This window comes from Pseudomonas sp. MBLB4136 (assembly GCF_051904765.1).
In the GTDB taxonomy this organism is placed as follows: Bacteria; Pseudomonadota; Gammaproteobacteria; order Pseudomonadales; family Pseudomonadaceae; genus Aquipseudomonas.
The window spans coordinates 1945383-1963774 of sequence record NZ_CP196713.1 but is presented as its reverse complement, the minus strand read 5'-3'; the positions used below and the strand labels follow the sequence as shown (position 1 = coordinate 1963774).

The window sequence follows — 18392 nt, the reverse complement described above, 5'->3', positions numbered from 1 at the left end:
GTGGTTATCCATTGATGCGGGTTTATGGGAGGTGTCGCATATCTCCGCCGCGCCGCTCTGGCGCCCGGGCCAGAGCGGCCAGGGGCTTAGAGCAGGTTCCAGGTGTAATTGAAGATCAGCCGGTTCTCGTCGACGTCGGTGCGGTAGTTGGAGCGCGCGGTGACGTTGCGCACCTTGACGTTCAGGCCCTTGAGCGAACCGCTCTGCACCACGTAGCCGATGTCCAGGTCGCGCTCCCACTCCTTGCCCTCGAAGCCACGGCCGGTGTCGACGTTGTCGCCCTGGATGTAGCGCACCCCGGCGACCAGACCGGGCATGCCCATGGTGGCGAAATCGTAGTCGTAGCGGACCTGCCAGGAGCGTTCGTCGGCCGCGTCGAAGGCGTAGGTCGGCACCTCGTTGCCCAGCGGGCTGACGTTGGCGAACACCCGCGGCAGGCCGTGGTCACCGAACATCGCCTGATAGCCGAGGTAGAAGGTGTGGGCGCCGTACTTGGCCGACAGCAGCGAATACGCCGCCTGGTTGTCCAGCTGGCCGATCAACTGCTCGCCGTCCTCGGCCGAGTCGAAATAGCCGAGGTTGGCGCCGAGCACCCAGTCGCCCACCGGCTCGCTGTGCTTGAGGCTGAAGTAGCGCTGGTTGTAGAGGTCCTGCAGCTGGGAGTACCAGGCGCCGACCGAGGTGCGGCCTTGGTTGAAGGCGTAATCGGCGCCGCCGTAGTTGAAACGGTCGGTGGTGATCAACTGACCGGCCTGGCGCCGCGGGACGAATCCCACCATGGCGCCGAGCTCCCCGTCGCCCGCTTCGTTGCGCAGGCTGGTGGAACGCAGCTGGCCGGCCTGCAGGGTCAAGCCGGCGATCTCGCTGGAGACCAGGCTGGCGCCCTGGTAGGTCGGCGGCAGCAGGCGGATATCGCCGAAGTAGAGCACCGGCAGCATCAACTGCTGCTCGCCGATCCTCAGCTCGGTCTTCGAAACCTTGACCTTCAGCGCCGCGCCCAGGCGGCTGTACTCTTCGGCCGCCCTGCCCTCGTCAGTCACCGGCAGCAGGCCGGTATTGATCCGGTCCGGGCTGCTGTCGAGCTTGAGGCCGAGCAGGCCCACGGCATCGACGCCGAAGCCGACGGTGCCCGGGGTATAGCCGGACTTGAAGTTGAGGATGAAGCCCTGGGCCCACTCCTCGGCCTTGGACTGCTGGTTCGGCCCGACGATGTCCGAGTAGTCGCGACTGAAGTAGTAGTTGCGCGCCGTGAGGGTGGCGCTGCTGTCCTCGACGAAACCGCCTTCGGCCGCCATCAGACTGGCGGGCATGGCCAGGGCGACGGCCAGGGACAGGGGGGCCCGCAATACGCGGGGTACACGCTTTGATTGCATCATCGTTTCACTCTTTGTAGTTGTTGTCGTGGTGTTGACTTCCACCCTTGCCGGCCATGCGGCGCGGCAACGCAAGCGGGTGGTCTTACCCCCGCCCCGCCCCGGTATCCCCCAGGCAAGGCGGCAATAACCGATGGAACGGCCGGCCTAGCGCGCCACCTCCCGTTCGCCGAGTGGCTCGCTCCGGCGCCGCTCGCGGCGCCGCGCGCCGAGCAGCAGATGGGCGGCGATACCGAAGATCAGCCCCCAGAAGGCGGCCGACAGACCGAGCAGGGACATGCCCGAGGCCGTCACCAGGAAGGTGATCAGCGCCGCTTCGCGGTCCTCCGGCACCGCCATGGCGCTGGCCAGGGCACCGGCGATGGCGCCGAACAGCGCCAGCCCGGCCAGCGCGGCGATCAGCTCTTTGGGCAAGGCGCTGAACAGCGACACCAGGGTCGCGCCGAACAGGCCCAGCAGCAGGTAGCACAGGCCGCCGGCGACGCCGGCCACGTAGCGTTTGCGCGGGTCTTCATGGGCTTCGCGGCCGGTGCAGATGGCCGCGGTGATGGCCGCCAGGTTCAGGCCGTGGCAGCCGAATGGCGCCAGCAGCAGACTGGCTGTGGCGCTGGCGTTGATTATCGGGCTGGCCGGGGTCTGGTAGCCGGCGTTGCGCAGCACCGCCATGCCGGGCACGAACTGCCCGGTCAGCGCCACCATCACCAGCGGCAAGGCGATATTCAGGATCGCCGCCAGGCTGAACTCCGGGGTGATCCACACCGGCACGGCCAGGCCGATCACCAGCGCCTCGCCATGCAGTTGGCCATTGGCGAAGGCGACCAGGCCGCCGACCAGCAGCACCGCCATCACCGCGTAGCGTGGCAGCAGGCGCTTGCAGATCAGGTAGGTGGCGAACATCGCCAGCACCAGCACGGGCTGGCTCTTCAGCGAGACGAACAGGCCGGTGCCGAAGCTGAACAGGATGCCGGCCAGCATGGCCGCGGAGATCGCCGCCGGCAGGCGGCCGATGATGCGGTCGAAGGCGCCGGACAGGCCGACCAGGAGGATGATCAGGTTGGCCACCAGGTAGGCGCCGATCGCCTCGTTCAGGCTGATCTGCGGCAGCAGTGTGACCAGCAGCGCCGAGCCCGGAGCCGACCAGGCGATGACCAGCGGCACCCGGTAGCGCAGGCTCAGGCCGATGCCGAGCACGGCGCTGCCGATGGAGATGGCCCAGACCCAGGACGACAACACGGCATGGGACAGGCCGGCGCTGTCGGCCGCCTGGAAGATGATCACCAGGGGCCCGGCGTAGGAAATCAGCGTGGCGATGCAGCCTGCCACCAGGGCAGACAGCGAGAAATCGTGGAACAAGGTTTTCATAAGACCTCGTCGTCAGGGTGCAGCTCGCCATCCGTGACCAGAAGCCCGGATCGCTGTTGTTGTGGGTGAAGCGGGAACCCTCGGGTGGATGACGCTGTGGCCATCCACCCTTGGTTCCAGGAGTTGCCGTAGGGTGCGCCATGCGCACCCTGCCAGCCGCACGCGGCCTCAATGGTGCGCGCGGCGCCCCCTACGCACTCAGGCGTCCTGCAGGGCCCGCGGTCGCTGGCTGCGCAGCTCGGCGGCCGGCGCCGGCGCCTTCTGCACCTCGAAGTCGAACACCAGTTCGGCGAAGCGACCCTGCACGCCACGGGCCTCGGCCGCGGCGGCGTCCTCGACGAAGCGCAGCTTGCCGACCAGACCCTCGCGGGTGGCGTAGGCGAAGTCGTCCCACAGGTACTTATCGCCATCCAGGTTGATCTGGGTGGTCAGGTGGCGGTGGCCCGGCGCCGAGACGAAGAAGTGGATATGCGCCGGACGCTGGCCGTGGCGGCCGAGCAGGTCCAGGCATTCCTGGGTCGGGCCGTCCGGGGCGCAGCCGTAGCCGCTCGGCACGATGCTGCGCGCGCGATAGCGGCCTTCGGCGTCGGTGACGATGCGCCGGCGCAGGTTGTACTCGCTCTGGCTCTTGTCGAAGAAGGAGTAGTTGCCCTTGGTGTTGGCGTGCCACAGGTCGACCACCGCGCCGGCCACGGGCTGGCCGTCGGTGTCGCGCACCACGCCCTCGAGGAACATCACCGTGGCCTCGGCCAGTTCGCTGCCGTCGTCCATCCGTGCCTCGCCCTCGCAGATCGGCGCGCCGGCCACGTACAGCGGGCCCTCGATGGTCCGCGGGGTACCGCCGGTGAGGCCGGCCTCGGCGTCCTTGGCATCCTGCAGCAGGTCGAGGAAGTGCTCCAGGCCCAGGCCCGGCACCAGCAGGCCGAACTCGCTGCGTGCGCCCAGGCGGTTGAGGTAGTCGACGGCGGTCCAGAACTCGTCGTCGCTTACCTGCAGGTCTTCGATGATCTTCGCGGCGTCGTTGATGATGCGCAGCATGATCTGCTTGACCCGCGGGCTGCCTTGGTCGTTAGTGAGGCCGGCGGCCTCTTCGAAGAACTTCTGGATCTCGGCAGTGTGGGAAATCTTGATAGTCATGACGGTTAACCTCGCGTTGTTGTTATGGCGCCGGGCTTAGCGGTCGTCGGAATGGATCGACGAGGGATGGCGGCACAGGCCGTCGATCTCGATATCCATGTAGGGAAACAGCGGCAGCTGCATCAGGGTGTCGTGCAGCGCCTCGACGCTCTCCAGGTCGAACACGCTGTAGTTGGCGTAGTGCCCGGCTATGCGCCACAGGTGGCGCCACTTGCCCTCGCGCTGCAGACGCTGGGCCAGTTCCTTCTCGTCGGCCTTGAGCTGGGTGGCGCGGGCCGGGTCCATGTCCGCCGGCAGTCTTACGGTCATCTTCACGTGGAACAGCATGGGATCGATCTCCTCGTTAGGGACGGCGGAAGAACGCCAGGCGCTCTTCGTCCAGGGTCAGGCCCAGGCCCGGGGTCGCCGGCACCTGCAGGTGGAAGTCGCGGTACTGCGGCGCCTCGGTGACGATCTCCTCGGTCAGCAGCAGCGGGCCGAACAGCTCGGTGTGCCAGGTCAGCTGACGCAGGGTGAGGAAGGCATGGGCCGAGGCCAGGGTGCCGATTGCCCCTTCGAGCATGGTCCCGCCGTACAGGGCGATGCCGGCGCTTTCGGCGATCTGCGCGGTACGCAGCACGGCACGCGGGCCGCCGTTCTTGGCGATCTTCAGGGCGAAGATGCTCGCCGCGCCGTCGGCCGCCAGGCTGAAGGCGTCCTCGACGCTCTCGATCGACTCGTCGGCCATGATCGGCGCCGGGCTGCGCTGGTTCAGGCGGATCTGCCCGCCACGGTTGATCCGCGCGATGGGCTGCTCGATCAGGTCGATGCCGTTGTCGCCGAGGATGCGGCAGGCGCGCAGGGCCACCGACTCGTCCCAGGCCTGGTTGACGTCGACCCGCACGCTGGCCGAGTCGCCCAGGGCCTGCTTGATGGCGATCACGTGCTTGAGGTCGCGGTTGACCTCGCCGGCGCCGATCTTCAGCTTGAAGATGCGGTGGCGGCGCGCCTCGAGCATCTGCTCGGCCTCGGCGATGTCCTTGGCGGTGTCGCCCGACGCCAGGGTCCAGGCCACTTCCAGGCTGTCGCGCACGCGGCCGCCGAGCAGCTCGCTGACCGGCAGACCGAGGCGCTTGCCCTGGGCGTCGAGCAGCGCGCTCTCCAGGCCGGACTTGGCGAAGGTGTTGCCCTTGGCCGCCTTGTCCAACCGCTGCATGGCGGCGTTGATGTTGGCCGCGTCCTGGCCGATCAGCAGCGGGCCGAGGTGGCTGTCGATGTTCTGCTTGATGCTCTCCGGGCTCTCGTTGCCGTAGGCCAGGCCACCGATGGTGGTGGACTCGCCTAGGCCTTCGATACCGTCGGCGCAGCGCAGGCGGATCACCACCAGGGTCTGTTTCTGCATGGTGTGCATCGCCAGCTTGTGCGGGCGAATGGTCGGCAGATCGACGATGATCGCCTCGATGCTTTCGATCAGGACTTGGCTCATTTCGGCTCAGATTCCGCAGGGTGTGATCAGGAAGCCGCCACCGCAGCAGCCGGCGCGGCATTGCGGCGGCGCTGGCTGCTGAGGGCGAACAGGGTCATGGCGACGGCCGCCACCGCGCCTGGCACGGCGAAGGCCATGAAGTTGAGCTGCAGCGGCAGGTTGATGCCCATCAGCGCGCCGCCCAGCAGCGGCCCGACGATGGCGCCGTTGCGGCCGATGCCCGAGGCCCAGCCGAGGCCCGTGGAGCGGATCGACAGGCCGTAGAACTGCGCGGCGGCGGCGTACAGCAGGATCTGCGTGCCGATGGTGGTGGCGCCGGCAACGAAGATCAGCAGATAGAGCAGCGCGGGCGCGCTCTTGAAGCCGAGCAGGCTGATGGAGACGGCGGCGGCGATGAAGAAGGCCACCATCACCTTGCTCAGGTTGAAGCGATCGCCCAGCCAGCCGCCGAGGATGGCGCCGGCCATGCCGCCGAAGTTCAGCGCCAGCAGGAACGACAGGCTCGAACCCAGGCTGTAGCCGGCGCTGGCCATCAGTTTCGGCAACCAGGAGCTCAGCGCGTAGACCATCAACAGGCAGCAGAAGAACGCCAGCCACAGGCACAGGGTGCGCAGTGCGCGGCCCTCACGGAACAGCTCGAACACGGCCACGCCCTTGCCCTTGTTCTCACTCATCATCAACTCGCCGCCATTGGCGAGCGACACGTCCGGCGCGATCCGCTGCAGGATGGCGCGGGCCTGGGCATGGCGACCCTGGCGCACCAGGAAGCCGACCGACTCCGGCAGCTTCCACAGGATCAGCGGCAGCAGCAGCAGCGGCACGCCGGCCGCGAAGAACATCGACTCCCAGCCGAAACGCGGCAGCATGTAAATGCCGACGCCGGCGGCGAGCATGCCGCCCAGCGAATAGCCGCTGAACATCACCGCCACCAGGGTGCTGCGCAGGCGCTTGGGCGCGTACTCGTTCATCAGCGCCACGGCATTGGGCATCAGGCCGCCGCAGCCGAGGCCGGCGAGGAAGCGGCAGATGCCGAACTCGGTCGGGTTGCTGGCGAAACCGTTGATGATGGTCGCGCTGGAAAACAGCGCGAAGCAGATGGCGATGCCCTTCTTGCGGCCGATGCGATCGGCCAGGGTGCCGAAGGCCAGGGCGCCGAACATCATGCCGAACAGCGCATAGCTGCCCAGGGCGCCGGCCTCGAGCGGGGTCAGGCCCCACTCCTGCATGATCGTCGGCAGCACCACGCCATAGATGAACAGGTCATAGCCGTCGAAGATCAGCAGCAGGGCGCACAGCGCCATGACCATCCAGTGGAAGCGGGTGAAGCCCGCGTTGTCGATGATGTCGTGGACGTCGATTTTGTTCATGGCTCGGGACTCTTTTGTTGTTGTGCTACGAGTGCGTCCTGGCGGGTCTATCCCTCGGCGGTGGCGAGCGGGCTCAGCCCAGGTCGCCACCGCCCACCGGCAGGGTCACACCGGTGATGTAGGCGGCTTCGTCGGAAGCCAGGAAGAGGATCGCGCCGACCTGTTCGTCGATGGTGCCGTAGCGCTTCATCAGGCTGCTCTGCACGGTCTGGTCGACGATCTGCTGGTACCAGCGCTTCTCCTGCTCGCTCGGCTCGGCGGCGTTGCGCGGAATACGACGCGGCGGCGCCTCGGTGCCGCCTGGGGCGGTGGCGTTGACGCGGATGCCACGCTCGGCGGTTTCGAACGCCAGGCAGGCGGTCAGCGCATTGACGCCGCCCTTCGCCGCGCCGTAGGGCACGCGATTGACGCCACGGGTGGCGATCGAGGAAACGTTGACGATGGCGCCGCTGCCCTGCTCGAGCATGTGTGGCAAGGCGGCGTGGCAGCACCACAGGGTGGGGAACAGCGAACGGCGCACCTCGGCCTCGATCTCCTCGGCCCGGTAGTGCTCGAACGGCTTGGCCCAGATGGTGCCGCCGACGTTGTTGACCAGGATGTCCAGGCGGCCGAAATGCTCGAGCGCCGCTTTCATGACCCGCTGGCAATCGTCGAACTGCTCCAGATCGGCGGTCAGAGTCAGCACCGGGCCGATGCCCTCCAGCTCGTGGACCAGCTCGGAACGGTCGACCACGACCAGGCGCGCGCCCTCCTCGGCCATGCGCTCGGCCACCCGCCGACCTATGCCCTGGGCGGCGCCGGTGATCACCGCCACCTTGTCTTGAAAACGCTTGCTCATAGTCCCGACCTCACTCAACGAAGCCCCCGGGGCAATGGACTGGCCCGCGACGCTTCAAGTCCCGTAGCCCGGATAATGTCCGGGACTGCGCTGGCGGCTTCGCCCGGATGCGCTCCAGGCCGGCCGCCCTCTCGAATAAAACAGGCCCGCTTACCGGAGTAGGCGGACCAAAGGAGCTATCAGGCGCTGGCGGCGAACTTCTCGTAGTAGAAGTTCGCGGGCTGAATGCCCTGCTCGCGAATGTAGTGACTGACCGCCTCGACCATCGGCGGCGGACCGCACAGGTACACGTCCACTTCACCGTCGTTGAGGTGCTTGGGCTCGATGTGCTGGGTCACATAGCCCTTCTGTGGGTAGCTGCTGTCCGGATTGGCCACACAGGCGCTGAAGCTGAAATTGGGGATGCGCGCGGCGAAGGCCTCGAGCTTGTCCATTTCCACCAGGTCGAAGTCGTTGGTCACTCCGTAGATCAGGTGCAGCGGATGCGCGCTGCCCTGCTCGGCGATCTTCTCGAGCATCGCGGTAAAGGGCGCCAGGCCCGTGCCGCCGGCCAGCAACAGCAGCGGTCGCTTGATCTCGCGCAGGTAGAAGCTGCCCAGAGGGCCGGCCAGGGTCATGCTGTCGCCCGCCTTGGCCAGGCCGGTGAGGAAGCTGCTCATCAGACCACCCGGCACGTTGCGGATCAGGAAGCTGACCTCGCCATCCTTCTGCAGGGTGCTGAAGGAGTAGGCGCGGGTCTGCTCGCTGCCCGGCACCTGCAGGTTGACGTACTGGCCCGGCAGGAAGCTCAGCTTGGCCAGCGACTCGCCCTTGATCGACAGCGCGATGGTGCTGTCGGAGAGCTGGCGCACCGCACTGATCGCCGCCTCGAAGCTGGCCTGCTGGGTCTTGCACAGCTCCGACGACGCCGGCACACGAACCACGCAGTCACTCTGCGCACGCATCTGGCAGGTCAGCACGTAGCCCTGCTCGGCCTCTTCCTCGCTCAGGGCGTCCTCGACGTAGTCCTCGCCCAGCTCATACCGGCCGGCCTCGGCGAAGCACTTGCAGGTGCCACAGGCACCGTCGCGGCAGTCCAGGGGGATATTGATGCCCTGGCGGTAGGCGGCGTCGGCGACGGTTTCGCTGGCGTCGGCATCGATGAAGCGGGTGACCCCGTCTTCGAAATTCAGTGCGATCTTGTGGCTCATGGCACACCTCGCTTGGCAGTGGTTACACACGGTTTCGGGCGTTTTGGCGCGAGCTCGCCCCTGGCGGGAAGGCAACCGGCCTCCCTGCCTCAGATGCGCGCCTGCGCCGGCTCCGAACGGGTAATCAGATGTGGTAGACGTCGATGACCTGACGCACGTAGTCGTTCTTCAACACCACCTTCTTGGCCTTGATCAGCGGGCTGTCGCCGCGCACGTCGAGGGTGTAGAAGCTGGTGCCGAAGTAGCTGTCCACGGTCTTGTAGCGGAAGCTCAGGGTGTGCCAGTTGAAGCGCAGCTTGCACAGCCCGTCAGCCTGCTCGAGGATCTCGATGTTGCTGATGTTGTGCGAGGTGCGGGTGTCCGGCATGGTTGCGCTGGAGCGCTCGGTCTTGATGCGGAAGACCCGGTCCTCCAGACCGCCACGGTTGCCGTACCAGATCAGCGAGATTTCGCTCTGCGGATCTTCGGTCAGCTCATCGTTGTCGTCCCAGGACGGCATCCAGAAGCTGGCGTCCGCCGCATACAGCTCCAGCCAGCTGTCCCACTCCTTGTCGTCCAGGTAGCGCGCTTCGCGGTAGAGGAAGTCGCGCACGGCGTCGTAGGAAATGCTCATCACGCACCCTCCACGTGGATCAGTTGCTCTTGTTCCTTGTGCAGCGCCTCGATCATGGTCCGCTGCCAGTACTGGTGCTGCAGCACGAACAGGCCCTCGTCCTCGGTGCGTACCCCGGAAAGCAGCGGCTTGAGCTGGATTTCCTCGGCGGCCTGATCGGCGCCCTCGATCCAGTGCTCGGCGCCGCGCGACATGTCGTTCCAGCCGCGGCTGCCCTGGTAGCCCAGCTGGCAGGAGCGGAACTCCTCCAGATCGTCCGGGGTGGCCATGCCGCTGACGTTGAAGAAGTCCTCGTACTGGCGGATGCGCTTGGCTCGGGCCTCGGCACTCTCGCCCTTGGGGGCGATGCAGTAGATGGTGATCTCGGTCTTGTCCACGGAGATCGGCCGGGCGATGCGGATCTGCGAGCTGAACTGGTCCATCAGGTAGACGTTCGGGTACAGGCACAGATTGCGCGAGTTCTCGATCATCCAGTTGGCCCGGGCCTGGCCGAACTCGCCGGCCAGCTCGTCGCGGCGCTCGTACAGCGGGCGATCCTCGGGGTTGGCCCAACGGGTCCAGAGCAGCAGGTGGCCCTTGTCGAAGGAGTAGAAACCACCACCGTTCTTGGCCCAGCTGCCGGCGCTCATGGTCTTGATTTCTTCACCGGACTCACGCTGCTTGCGCTGCTGCTGGGTGGCCGCGTAGTTCCAGTGCACCGAGCTGACGTGGTAGCCGTCGGCGCCGTTCTCGGCGGTCAGCTTCCAGTTGCCCTCGTAGATATAGCTGCTCGAGCCGCGCAGCACTTCCAGGCCGTCCGGTGACTGGTCGACGATCATGTCGATGATCTTCGCCGACTCGCCGAGATGCTCGACCAGCGGCGGCACGTCGGGATTGAGGCTGCCGAACAGGAAGCCGCGATAGGACTCGAAGCGCGCGACCTTGGTCAGGTCGTGGGAGCCGTCGCAATTGAAGCTCGACGGATAGCCGGCCTCCTTCGGATCCTTGACCTTGAGCAGCTTGCCGGAGTTGTTGAAGGTCCAGCCATGGAACGGACAGGTATAGGAAGCCTTGTTGCCGGTCTTGTGTCGGCACAGCATGGCGCCACGGTGGCTGCAGGCGTTGAGGAAGGCATTCAGCTCACCATCCTTGTTGCGTGCGATGAAGATCGGCTGGCGCCCCATGGTGGTGGTGAGGTAGTCGTTCTTCTCGGGGATCTGGCTCTCGTGAGCGAGGTACAGCCAGTTGCCCTCGAAGATGTGCTTCATCTCCAGATCGAACAACCGCGGATCGGTGAACATCTCCCGCTTGCAGCGGTAGATGCCCTTTTCCTTGTCTTCTTCAAGCAGGCTATTGAGGTATTCGAGTCCCAGGGTCATGGCCGTGGCTCCGTTGTTATTGTTTCAACGGTGTTAAGGCTACGAGCCCGGCTTGTCGGACAATATCCGCTTTGTGCATGACCGTTATCCGTTTTCTGCAGGCTGCAGAAAATGGCTAGAACCGCAGTCGAGCAGGCACACGCGAACCGCCGGCGACGCGTGCGCGAACGGCTCTGGGGCGTTTCAAGGGATAGGGAGAAGAGCGGCGGCGCTGGCGCGAGCGCACGCCAGGCCGAGCATCAGCCGCGGCGACGCAGGGTGTCCGAAGGCAGTTCGCCGAAGCTGTTCTTGTAGCACTCGGAGAAGCGCCCGAGGTGGGTGAAACCGTAGTCCAGGGCGATCTCGGTGACGCTGCGCACATGGCAGCTCGGATCGCGCAGGCAACTGTGGATGCGCGCCAGCTTGCGCTCGCGGATGTATTGCTTGGGGGTACTGCCGGAGTGGCGCTCGAACAGCGCATACAGCGAGCGCAGGCTGATCTGCGCGCAGGCGGCCAGGTGCTCGGCGCTGATGTCCTGCTTGAGGTTGGCCTCGATGTACTCGATCAGGTGCTCGAAGGGCGCCGCCTGGGGCAACGGCAGCTCGCGACTGAGGTTGCTGCCGAGCTGGGTCAGCAGCTTGCTGGCGATGATGCGGCTGTAGTGCTCCTGAACCTGCAGGGCGCTGTCGTCCGCCTCCGCCTCGAGGCACACCAGCCCGAGCAGGCGCGTCAGGCTCTCCAATTCCTGCAGGCTGTAGAGGTTGCGAGTGAAGTGGATGCCCTGCTGCGGCAACTTCCAGCGCTGCTCCTCGCAGGCGGCCTGCAACAGACTGACCGGCAACTTGACGATGAACTTCTCGCAGTCCTCGGAATACGTCAGGTCGACCGGATCGTCGGGGTTGATCAGCAGCAACTCACCGGGGGCCAGGAAGTGCTCGTCGTGATGATGGCGCCACAGGCAGTGCCCCTTGAGCAGTACCTGCAGGTGGTAGATGGTCTCCAGGGCTTCCGAGGTGACCCGCACGCTGCCGCCGTAGCTGATCCGGCACAGGTCCAGGTTGGCGAACTTGCGGTGGCTGAGGCTGGCGGATAGATCACCTTTGGCCGGCAACTTGATGCAATGGTGGCCCACGTGCTGGTTGACGTAACCCGACACGGCATAGGGGTCGGCATGGTCGAACACCATGCTCTTATCACTCAGAAGCAGCATGCACGCAGTACCCGATTGTAGTTTTTATGATCAGCCTCGCCGCCTGAGCCATGCGGCGATTGCCATGATTCGAGTGTATGCCACAGTGCATGGCCGCCTTTGCAGCTATCGGACAAGCGGCTCAAGCGGCGCTGACCGTCTGCCACGATAAGGAGCCGGGGGAAATCGCGTCAATCGATGCCGGCAGAAACCGTGCGATTAACGCCTGGCCGCCGCCTCGCTCAGAGTGGCGCAAACAACTGGCTGCTGAGCTCGCGGCTGGCGCCGAGCATGATCGGCAGGTAGCGCTTCTCCAGCTCGCCGACCGACACCCGCCCGGCGTGGGTGCTGAGGTTCATCGCCGCCAACACATGCCCGGCCGAGTCGTACACCGGCACCGCCAGCGAACGCAGGCCCTGCTCCAGCTCCTGATCGACGATGCACCAGCCCTGCTCGCGCACCTGCTGCAGGCAGGCCCAGAGGTCTTGCGGGGTGTGCAGGGTGCGGCTGGTCTTGGGCTGCAGTTCGGCGTTGTTCAGGTAGTCGTGCAGGCTGTCATCGTCCAGCGCCGCGAGGAGAATGCGGCCCATGGAGGTGCAATAGGCCGGCAGGCGGCTGCCGACGCTCAGGTCCACCGAGATCAGGCGCTGGGGAATCGCCGAGCGGGCGATATAGAGCACCTGCTCACCTTCCAGGGTGGCCAGGTTGCAGGCCTCGTGCAGCTGCTCACTGATGCGGTCCAGATAGGGCTGCGCCGACACCGCCAGGGGCGTGGACGACAGGTAGGCGTGCCCCAGGGTCAGCACCTTGGGCAACAGCGAATAGGTGCGCCCATCGGTGGTGGCGTACCCCAGTTGCATCAGGGTGTACAGGCAGCGGCGCACGGCGGCGCGGGGAATATCCGTGCGGTGGCTGATCTGCGCGATGGTCAGGTGGCGCTTGCGTTCCTGAAAGGCATTGATCACCGCCAGCCCCCGGGCCAGGGAGGCCATGAAATTCGGATCGCCGGCGAACTCGGCGATGCGCTGGGCCGGCGACACGTAGGGGGGGGGCGCCAAGGGTGGCTGGGTCGGTCTTGGTTCGCTCATACAGGCTCCGATGGCGGACATGATTTAACTCGGATCGATTATCGAACCATAGTTCGATAATCGCAATTGACCCCGACGCTTCACCTGATAACCTTGCCCGCGCCCGGTCTCGCGATCGCTACGGTCAGGTACCTGCCACGGACTGGGCATGGTTCTGCCCACGAAGCGGGATCATTTCCTCCCGCCGGTCCACGCCCCGGCAAAGGTAGGAGCGCCCCCGCCCTGGTCGAATCTTGCTCAGGAGCGGGGACGCGCCATTACTTATCGGCATAACCCAGGAAAGCGTGGTGCCCGGACTGGACATGCCACCGCCAGTCGGCGCCGACACGCGCGCCGTTAGCCCCTACACGCAGATCGAGCATGGCCTGACGCGGCCGCTGGTGGCTCAGGGCTGTGCCCGCAGGCCGGGCATCTCCTTACCCGGCAGCCATTTGTGATGGATCGCCGCAAAGCTGCCGTCGCGCTTCATGCCGTCCAACTCATCCTGCCAACGGGCGACCAGTGAGGGGTCGGTCTCGGACGAGAAGGCAATGTAGCTGTAGCTGCGCAGGAAGCTGAACAGCAGCGTCACCTCGTCTTCACGCAATCCTCCGCGAGCCAGGTACGCCGACAGCCCAAGGTTATCCATCACCATCAGCTTCACCCGCCCGTGCTTGAGCATCTGCACTACCATGTCCGGTCCGGGAACCGGGTGCAGATTGGTGAACCCCTCGGCGAGCAGCAGCTGATGGCTGTACCACTCGCGCGGCACCGCGATCTCGCCATGCTGCCGCGCATCGTCGAGGCTGACGATGCGCGGCGCCGAACGGGTCAGCCCGTAGAAGCTGGTGATGTTCACGGTGATCGGCCCGACCCACTGGAACAAGGGCTCGCGCTCTGCGGTGCGCATCGCGACGAAGAGCCCTGCATTGGGCAAGGTCAGCGCTCCCCGGTAGGCACGCGCCCAAGGAACCACCTCCAGGGTGATCGGCTGGCCGCTGCGCCGTGCCAATTCGCGCACCACGTCCACGGCCATGCCGGCCGGCTCTCCATCGCGACTGAAGTTCACCGGCGGGTATTCCTGGGAAAACAGACGCAACGGTTCGGCCGACAAGGACGACGGCAGCCACACCCCCAGTAGCAGAACCGACAAGCAGCAATGGAGCAACGAACGCAAGACGATGCCCTCGGCAGATGGCATTGGCTGTAGCTTAGTCCTTGGCGTTGAACAGCCGCGGCACACCCGCCAACTGGACTTCCCAAGCCTGGGAACGCCTGAGTCAGTCCTCAGCAGAGCCTCGAGCCCTACCAGAGCGCCAGGGTGTAGCCGAGGATCAGGCGATTCTCGTCAATATCGGTCGTGAGGCCATTACCAGACCTGAAGCTCACGTTGCGCCAGCGCAGGCTCAGGCCCTGGAGGCTGCCACTTTGCACAACGTAGGCCAGGTCCGTATCGCGCTCCCATTCCTCGCCGCTACGGGTCGTCGCCGTTCTGACGTTGCGACCATCGACGTAACGGGTCATGAACGTCAGTCCGGGAATTCCCTGGGCAGCGAAGTCGTAGTCATAGCGAAGTTGCCAGGAGTCTTCATCGGCACGCGTGAAGTCGTTGAGGGTCACCAGGTTGACGACGTAGGCCGCTCCACCGTTCAGGTAGGGGAAAGCGCTGTTGCCCGACAGGGATTGCCAGGCCGCGCTGACCTTATGGCCACCGTGGCTGAGGCTGAACATGCCGTTGAAATTGCGATTGTCGATCTCACCCGCGCGCTGCCTGCCGTCGCCGCGGCTGTCGAAGTAACGAATATCGCTGCGCAGGCTGAATCCTCCGGGCAACGCCTGGTTGTGCACCAGACCGATGAATTGCTGGCGGTAGATCTCGTCGAGCTGGCCATAGTAGTAGCTGAGGGCGAGCTGGGGATTGAGCGCATAGCTGCCCCCCGCGAAGTCGAATGCGTCGCTGGTGGCACTGCCATAGCCGATCTCGTCACGGCTGGAGGAGTCGCGCAGATTGCTGCGGGTCAGACGCCCGCCATCGAGCGTCAGGCCCTCGATATCCTGGGACGTGAGCATGCCGCCCTGGAAGGTCGAAGGAAGCAGGCGGGTGTCGTTGTAGATGGCAATCGGCAGCCAGGGTTGCAAGGTCCCCAGGCGCAACACGCTCTTCGACACGCGCAGCTTCCCGGTCAAGCCCAGCTCGCTGTAATCGTCCACCGGCTCCTTGCTGGCTGGGTCGAACGGCAACAGTCCGGTGCCACGACGATCGCGGCTGGAGTCCAGCTTGATCCCAAGCGCACCGATGGCGTCGAGTCCGACACCGACCGGGCCCTCGCTGAAGCCCGACTCGAACCGGGCGATGAAGCCCTGGCCCCACTCGGCAGCTTTTGCCTGGCGGGCCGACTCCTGGCGGAAGTCGCGATTCAGGTAGTAGTTGCGGAGCTCCAGGCTGGCCTTGCTATCGTCGACGACGCCTGCCATGGCCACGGATGCCATCAGCAGACACGGGGCGGCGAACAGGCGCGCGAGCGGGCGCGCCCCAATCAATTGGATGTGGTGCATTGTTGTTATTTCCGACAGGTTAGTTTTGCGAATTCGTTATGCTCGGTGCAGGCTGGCCCCGTTGCTACCGGGCCCGTCGCAGCAGGCGAGCGAATGGACGACTTGAAATCGCGGCGGGCCTGCTGTCCGGCACACCCGGCACGCTGGGCTCGGTGGCGGTGCGTGGTCTCGAGACCCAGGAGGCAGTCGCAAGACCGGCATCCGCCACGGCTAGTCGTTGGCCCGCGTCTACAGGCCTTGGGTGCTCACACGGTTGGTCGGCACGTCGCCAGCGGTTGGTTGCACTTCGGGGTTCGCCGCGCCGCCATCATCGACCACCGCGAGATGAGCCTCGTGGGTGCGATCGACCAGGAAGAAGGCGGCCACCAGGCCGAGGGCCGCGGCGAACATCACGTAGAACACCGGCGCGATGGCCAGGCCGGTGGTATGGATCAGCCAGGTCACGATGAATTGGGCAAAACCGCCGAAGATCATCACCGCCAGGTTGTAGGCGAGCGCAAGACCGGTGGAACGCACGCCGGCGGGGAACTGCTCGGCCATCGCCGCGGATATTGGCCCGAAGTACGCGGCCAGCAGCGTGCACAGTACGACCTGCATGGTCATCAGGCGAGCGAAGGACGGTGCCGCATGAACCCAGCTGAACAAGGGATACAGGGCGACAAGCAGACTGGCGGTCGCGGCGATGATCAGCGCTTTGCGGCCAAGCCGGTCGGACAGCGCGCCGAATACCGGCATCAGCAGCGTCATCAGGGCGACGGCAATCACCTGGGCGGTAAAGGCGTCGGTCAGCGCCAAGTTCAATTGCCGATTGGCGAAGGTCGGCATGTAGACAAGGATCACGTAGAAGCCGACGGTGCCGCACACGGTGAGGCCCATGACGGTAATCACCTCGCGCAGATGATTACGCAGCATGCGGGCGAGCGACTGCTTTTCCTTGGGGGCCTGCCGAGCTTCGAGGAAGGCACTGGTTTCCGACAGGTGGCGGCGCATCCACAGACCGACCGGGCCGATGATCAGGCCGATGATGAAGGGGATGCGCCAGCCCCAGGCGTCAAGCGCCTCCGGCGTTAGTCCGTTGGTCACCAGTGCGGTAATGGCGGCGCCACAGAACACCGCCAGGCCCTGGCCGAACATCTGCCAGGAGCCATAGAGTCCGCGGCGATTGGCCGGTGCACTCTCGATCAGGAAGGAGGTGGCACTGGCGAACTCACCGCCTGTGGCGAAGCCTTGCAGCAGGCGGGCGAGCACGATGAGCATTGGCGCGGCGACACCGATCGCGGCATAAGGAGGGGCGAATGCGATCATCGCGATGGATACCGTCATCATGCCGATGATCAGCTGCAGCGCGGCCTTGCGCCCCCTGCGGTCGGCGTAGATACCGAGCAGGATGCCGCCGACCGGGCGCATGAAGAAGCCGACGCCGAATGTCGCCGTGGCCATGAGCAGCGAGCTGTATTCACTTTCGCTGGGAAAGAACAGGCGCGAAATCAGCACGGCGAGGAAACCGAAGACGATGAAGTCGTACCATTCCAACGCGTTGCCGATCACGGCTGCAATAACCTGGTGCTTGGGGGGAGCCGTTTTTTGCCTACTCATGATGTCATCTCCACGATAGAGCTTACTTGTTGTTATGAAAGCGAGTGACGACAGCTATTCACTCACCGAAGAACCGCTCGCCTAGCGCCACCCAGAAGGCCGCGCCAGGTACCAAACATTCGTCGTTGAAGTCGTAATGGGGGTTGTGCACGCTGCAGGGGCCGAGGTGCTCGCCACCGCCGAAACCGTTGTCGCCGTTACCGATGAGCAGGTAGCAACCCGGGACCCGCTGCAGGATGAAGGCGAAGTCTTCGCTCCCACTCAAAGGCGAGGCGTCATCGACTACTTGCGCATCGCCGACCAGTTCGCGCGCGACCTCGGCGGCTAGCTGCGTTTCCCGCACGCTGTTGACCAGGACCGGATAGCCGCGCTCGTAATCGATTTCGCAGCTGACGCCGAAGGCTGCAGCCTGCCCGTCGACCAGGCTGCGAATACGCGCCTCGAGCAAATCGCGCACTTCTGGTCGCAGGGCGCGCACGCTCAGCTCCATCTCGGCCGTTTCGGGAATCACGTTGTAGGTTTTTCCCGCGGCGATGCGTCCCACGCTGATGACCGCTGCGTCGTTCGGCTCGATGTTGCGCCCGATGATGGTCTGCAGTGCGAGTACGGTCGCGGCGGCCGGGAGCATCGGGTCCACGGCGAGGTGCGGCAAAGCGCCATGCCCCCCCTTGCCGCTGAAACGGATTACCACGCGATCGGACGAGGCCATAAAGGACCCCGCGCGAAAACGGAAATGGCCTGTCGGGACACCCGGGTAGTTGTGCATCGCGAAAACCGCGTCGCATGGGAAGCGCTCGAGCAAACCCTCATCGAGCATGCGCCGTGCTCCGCCGCCGCCGCCCAGCTCTTCGGCCGGCTGAAAGATCAGGTGCAACGTGCCGCTGCCCGGCAGGCGCCCTTCCCGGTGCATGCGCGCGAACACTTGCGCGGCGCCCAGGAGCATCGTGGTGTGACCATCATGGCCACAGGCATGCATCTGACCGGGCGTCTGGCTGGCCCATGGCAGGCCGGTCAGCTCCTGAATCGGCAGCGCGTCCATATCGGCACGCAGGCCGAGCCGCGGCCCGCCCTCGCCCCAGCGCAAGGTCCCCACGACACCGGTCACCGCAATGCCGCAATGCACCTCGTAGCCCCACTGCTCCAGACAGTCGGCCACCAGCCGGCTGGTCGCAAACTCGCTGAAACCCAGCTCAGGATGCTGATGAATAGTTCGCCGCCATGTCTTCATCGCGGCTTCATTGGGTCGGTAGAGATCGAATGTATTCATGACTCGATAATAGAATTTGCAGTGCCCAATGGAA

Annotated in this window: 16 protein-coding genes; all 16 read right to left on the bottom strand. The window is 65.4% G+C overall.

The genetic code is table 11. The features are described from left to right. Positions 1-86 precede the first annotated feature (86 nt). The 16 genes from ACSX1D_RS09100 to ACSX1D_RS09025 all read right to left on the bottom strand — a co-directional run bounded on the left by ACSX1D_RS09100 (position 87) and on the right by ACSX1D_RS09025 (position 18358). Complete coding sequence (locus ACSX1D_RS09100; RefSeq protein ID WP_439861922.1) at positions 87-1376, bottom strand: OprD family porin; 1290 nt, start codon at positions 1374-1376, stop codon at positions 87-89. A 144-nt stretch (positions 1377-1520) separates the two neighbouring features. Continuing rightward, on the bottom strand, positions 1521-2735 hold the full coding sequence (locus ACSX1D_RS09095) for a benzoate/H(+) symporter BenE family transporter (protein ID WP_439861921.1): 1215 nt from the start codon (positions 2733-2735) through the stop codon (positions 1521-1523). A gap of 198 nt (positions 2736-2933) precedes the next feature. Continuing rightward, positions 2934-3872: a catechol 1,2-dioxygenase gene (catA, locus tag ACSX1D_RS09090; protein WP_439861920.1), complete on the bottom strand. Its 939-nt coding sequence runs from the start codon at positions 3870-3872 to the stop codon at positions 2934-2936. A gap of 36 nt (positions 3873-3908) precedes the next feature. After that, positions 3909-4199: a muconolactone Delta-isomerase gene (catC, locus tag ACSX1D_RS09085; protein WP_208709845.1), complete on the bottom strand. Its 291-nt coding sequence runs from the start codon at positions 4197-4199 to the stop codon at positions 3909-3911. A gap of 16 nt (positions 4200-4215) precedes the next feature. After that, the gene (locus ACSX1D_RS09080) at positions 4216-5337 is read right to left on the bottom strand and encodes a muconate cycloisomerase family protein (protein WP_439861919.1); all 1122 of its coding nucleotides are present in this window, start codon (positions 5335-5337) and stop codon (positions 4216-4218) included. 26 nt (positions 5338-5363) lie between these two features. Further along, the gene (locus ACSX1D_RS09075; protein WP_439861918.1) at positions 5364-6704 is read right to left on the bottom strand and encodes an MFS transporter; all 1341 of its coding nucleotides are present in this window, start codon (positions 6702-6704) and stop codon (positions 5364-5366) included. A gap of 73 nt (positions 6705-6777) precedes the next feature. After that, positions 6778-7542 carry a 1,6-dihydroxycyclohexa-2,4-diene-1-carboxylate dehydrogenase gene (locus tag ACSX1D_RS09070; protein WP_439861917.1) on the bottom strand — a complete coding sequence of 255 codons (765 nt, stop codon included), beginning with the start codon at positions 7540-7542 and terminating at the stop codon, positions 6778-6780. A 179-nt stretch (positions 7543-7721) separates the two neighbouring features. Further along, entirely contained in the window at positions 7722-8732 is a 1011-nt protein-coding gene (gene benC, locus ACSX1D_RS09065) for a benzoate 1,2-dioxygenase electron transfer component BenC (protein ID WP_208709837.1), read from the bottom strand. A gap of 124 nt (positions 8733-8856) precedes the next feature. Further along, positions 8857-9345, bottom strand: coding sequence for a benzoate 1,2-dioxygenase small subunit (gene benB, locus ACSX1D_RS09060; protein ID WP_439861916.1), 489 nt, complete (start codon positions 9343-9345; stop codon positions 8857-8859). Then, positions 9345-10703, bottom strand: a complete 1359-nt coding sequence (gene benA / locus ACSX1D_RS09055) for a benzoate 1,2-dioxygenase large subunit (protein WP_208709834.1) — start codon at positions 10701-10703, stop codon at positions 9345-9347. Before benA ends, benB begins: the two co-directional genes overlap by 1 nt. 239 nt (positions 10704-10942) lie before the next feature. After that, the gene (locus ACSX1D_RS09050; RefSeq protein WP_439861915.1) at positions 10943-11893 is read right to left on the bottom strand and encodes an AraC family transcriptional regulator; all 951 of its coding nucleotides are present in this window, start codon (positions 11891-11893) and stop codon (positions 10943-10945) included. A gap of 221 nt (positions 11894-12114) precedes the next feature. After that, a complete protein-coding gene (locus ACSX1D_RS09045) occupies positions 12115-12960 on the bottom strand; it encodes an IclR family transcriptional regulator (protein WP_208709830.1) in 846 nt (281 codons plus the stop codon). Positions 12961-13345: 385 nt separating this feature from the next. After that, positions 13346-14092, bottom strand: coding sequence for a substrate-binding periplasmic protein (locus tag ACSX1D_RS09040; RefSeq protein WP_439861914.1), 747 nt, complete (start codon positions 14090-14092; stop codon positions 13346-13348). A gap of 152 nt (positions 14093-14244) precedes the next feature. Beyond that, on the bottom strand, positions 14245-15429 hold the full coding sequence (locus ACSX1D_RS09035) for an OprD family porin (RefSeq protein ID WP_439862290.1): 1185 nt from the start codon (positions 15427-15429) through the stop codon (positions 14245-14247). A gap of 294 nt (positions 15430-15723) precedes the next feature. Next, positions 15724-17091, bottom strand: a complete 1368-nt coding sequence (locus tag ACSX1D_RS09030) for an MFS transporter (RefSeq protein ID WP_439861913.1) — start codon at positions 17089-17091, stop codon at positions 15724-15726. 58 nt (positions 17092-17149) lie between these two features. Beyond that, positions 17150-18358: a M20 aminoacylase family protein gene (locus tag ACSX1D_RS09025; protein ID WP_439861912.1), complete on the bottom strand. Its 1209-nt coding sequence runs from the start codon at positions 18356-18358 to the stop codon at positions 17150-17152. Between the last annotated feature and the right edge of the window lie 34 nt (positions 18359-18392).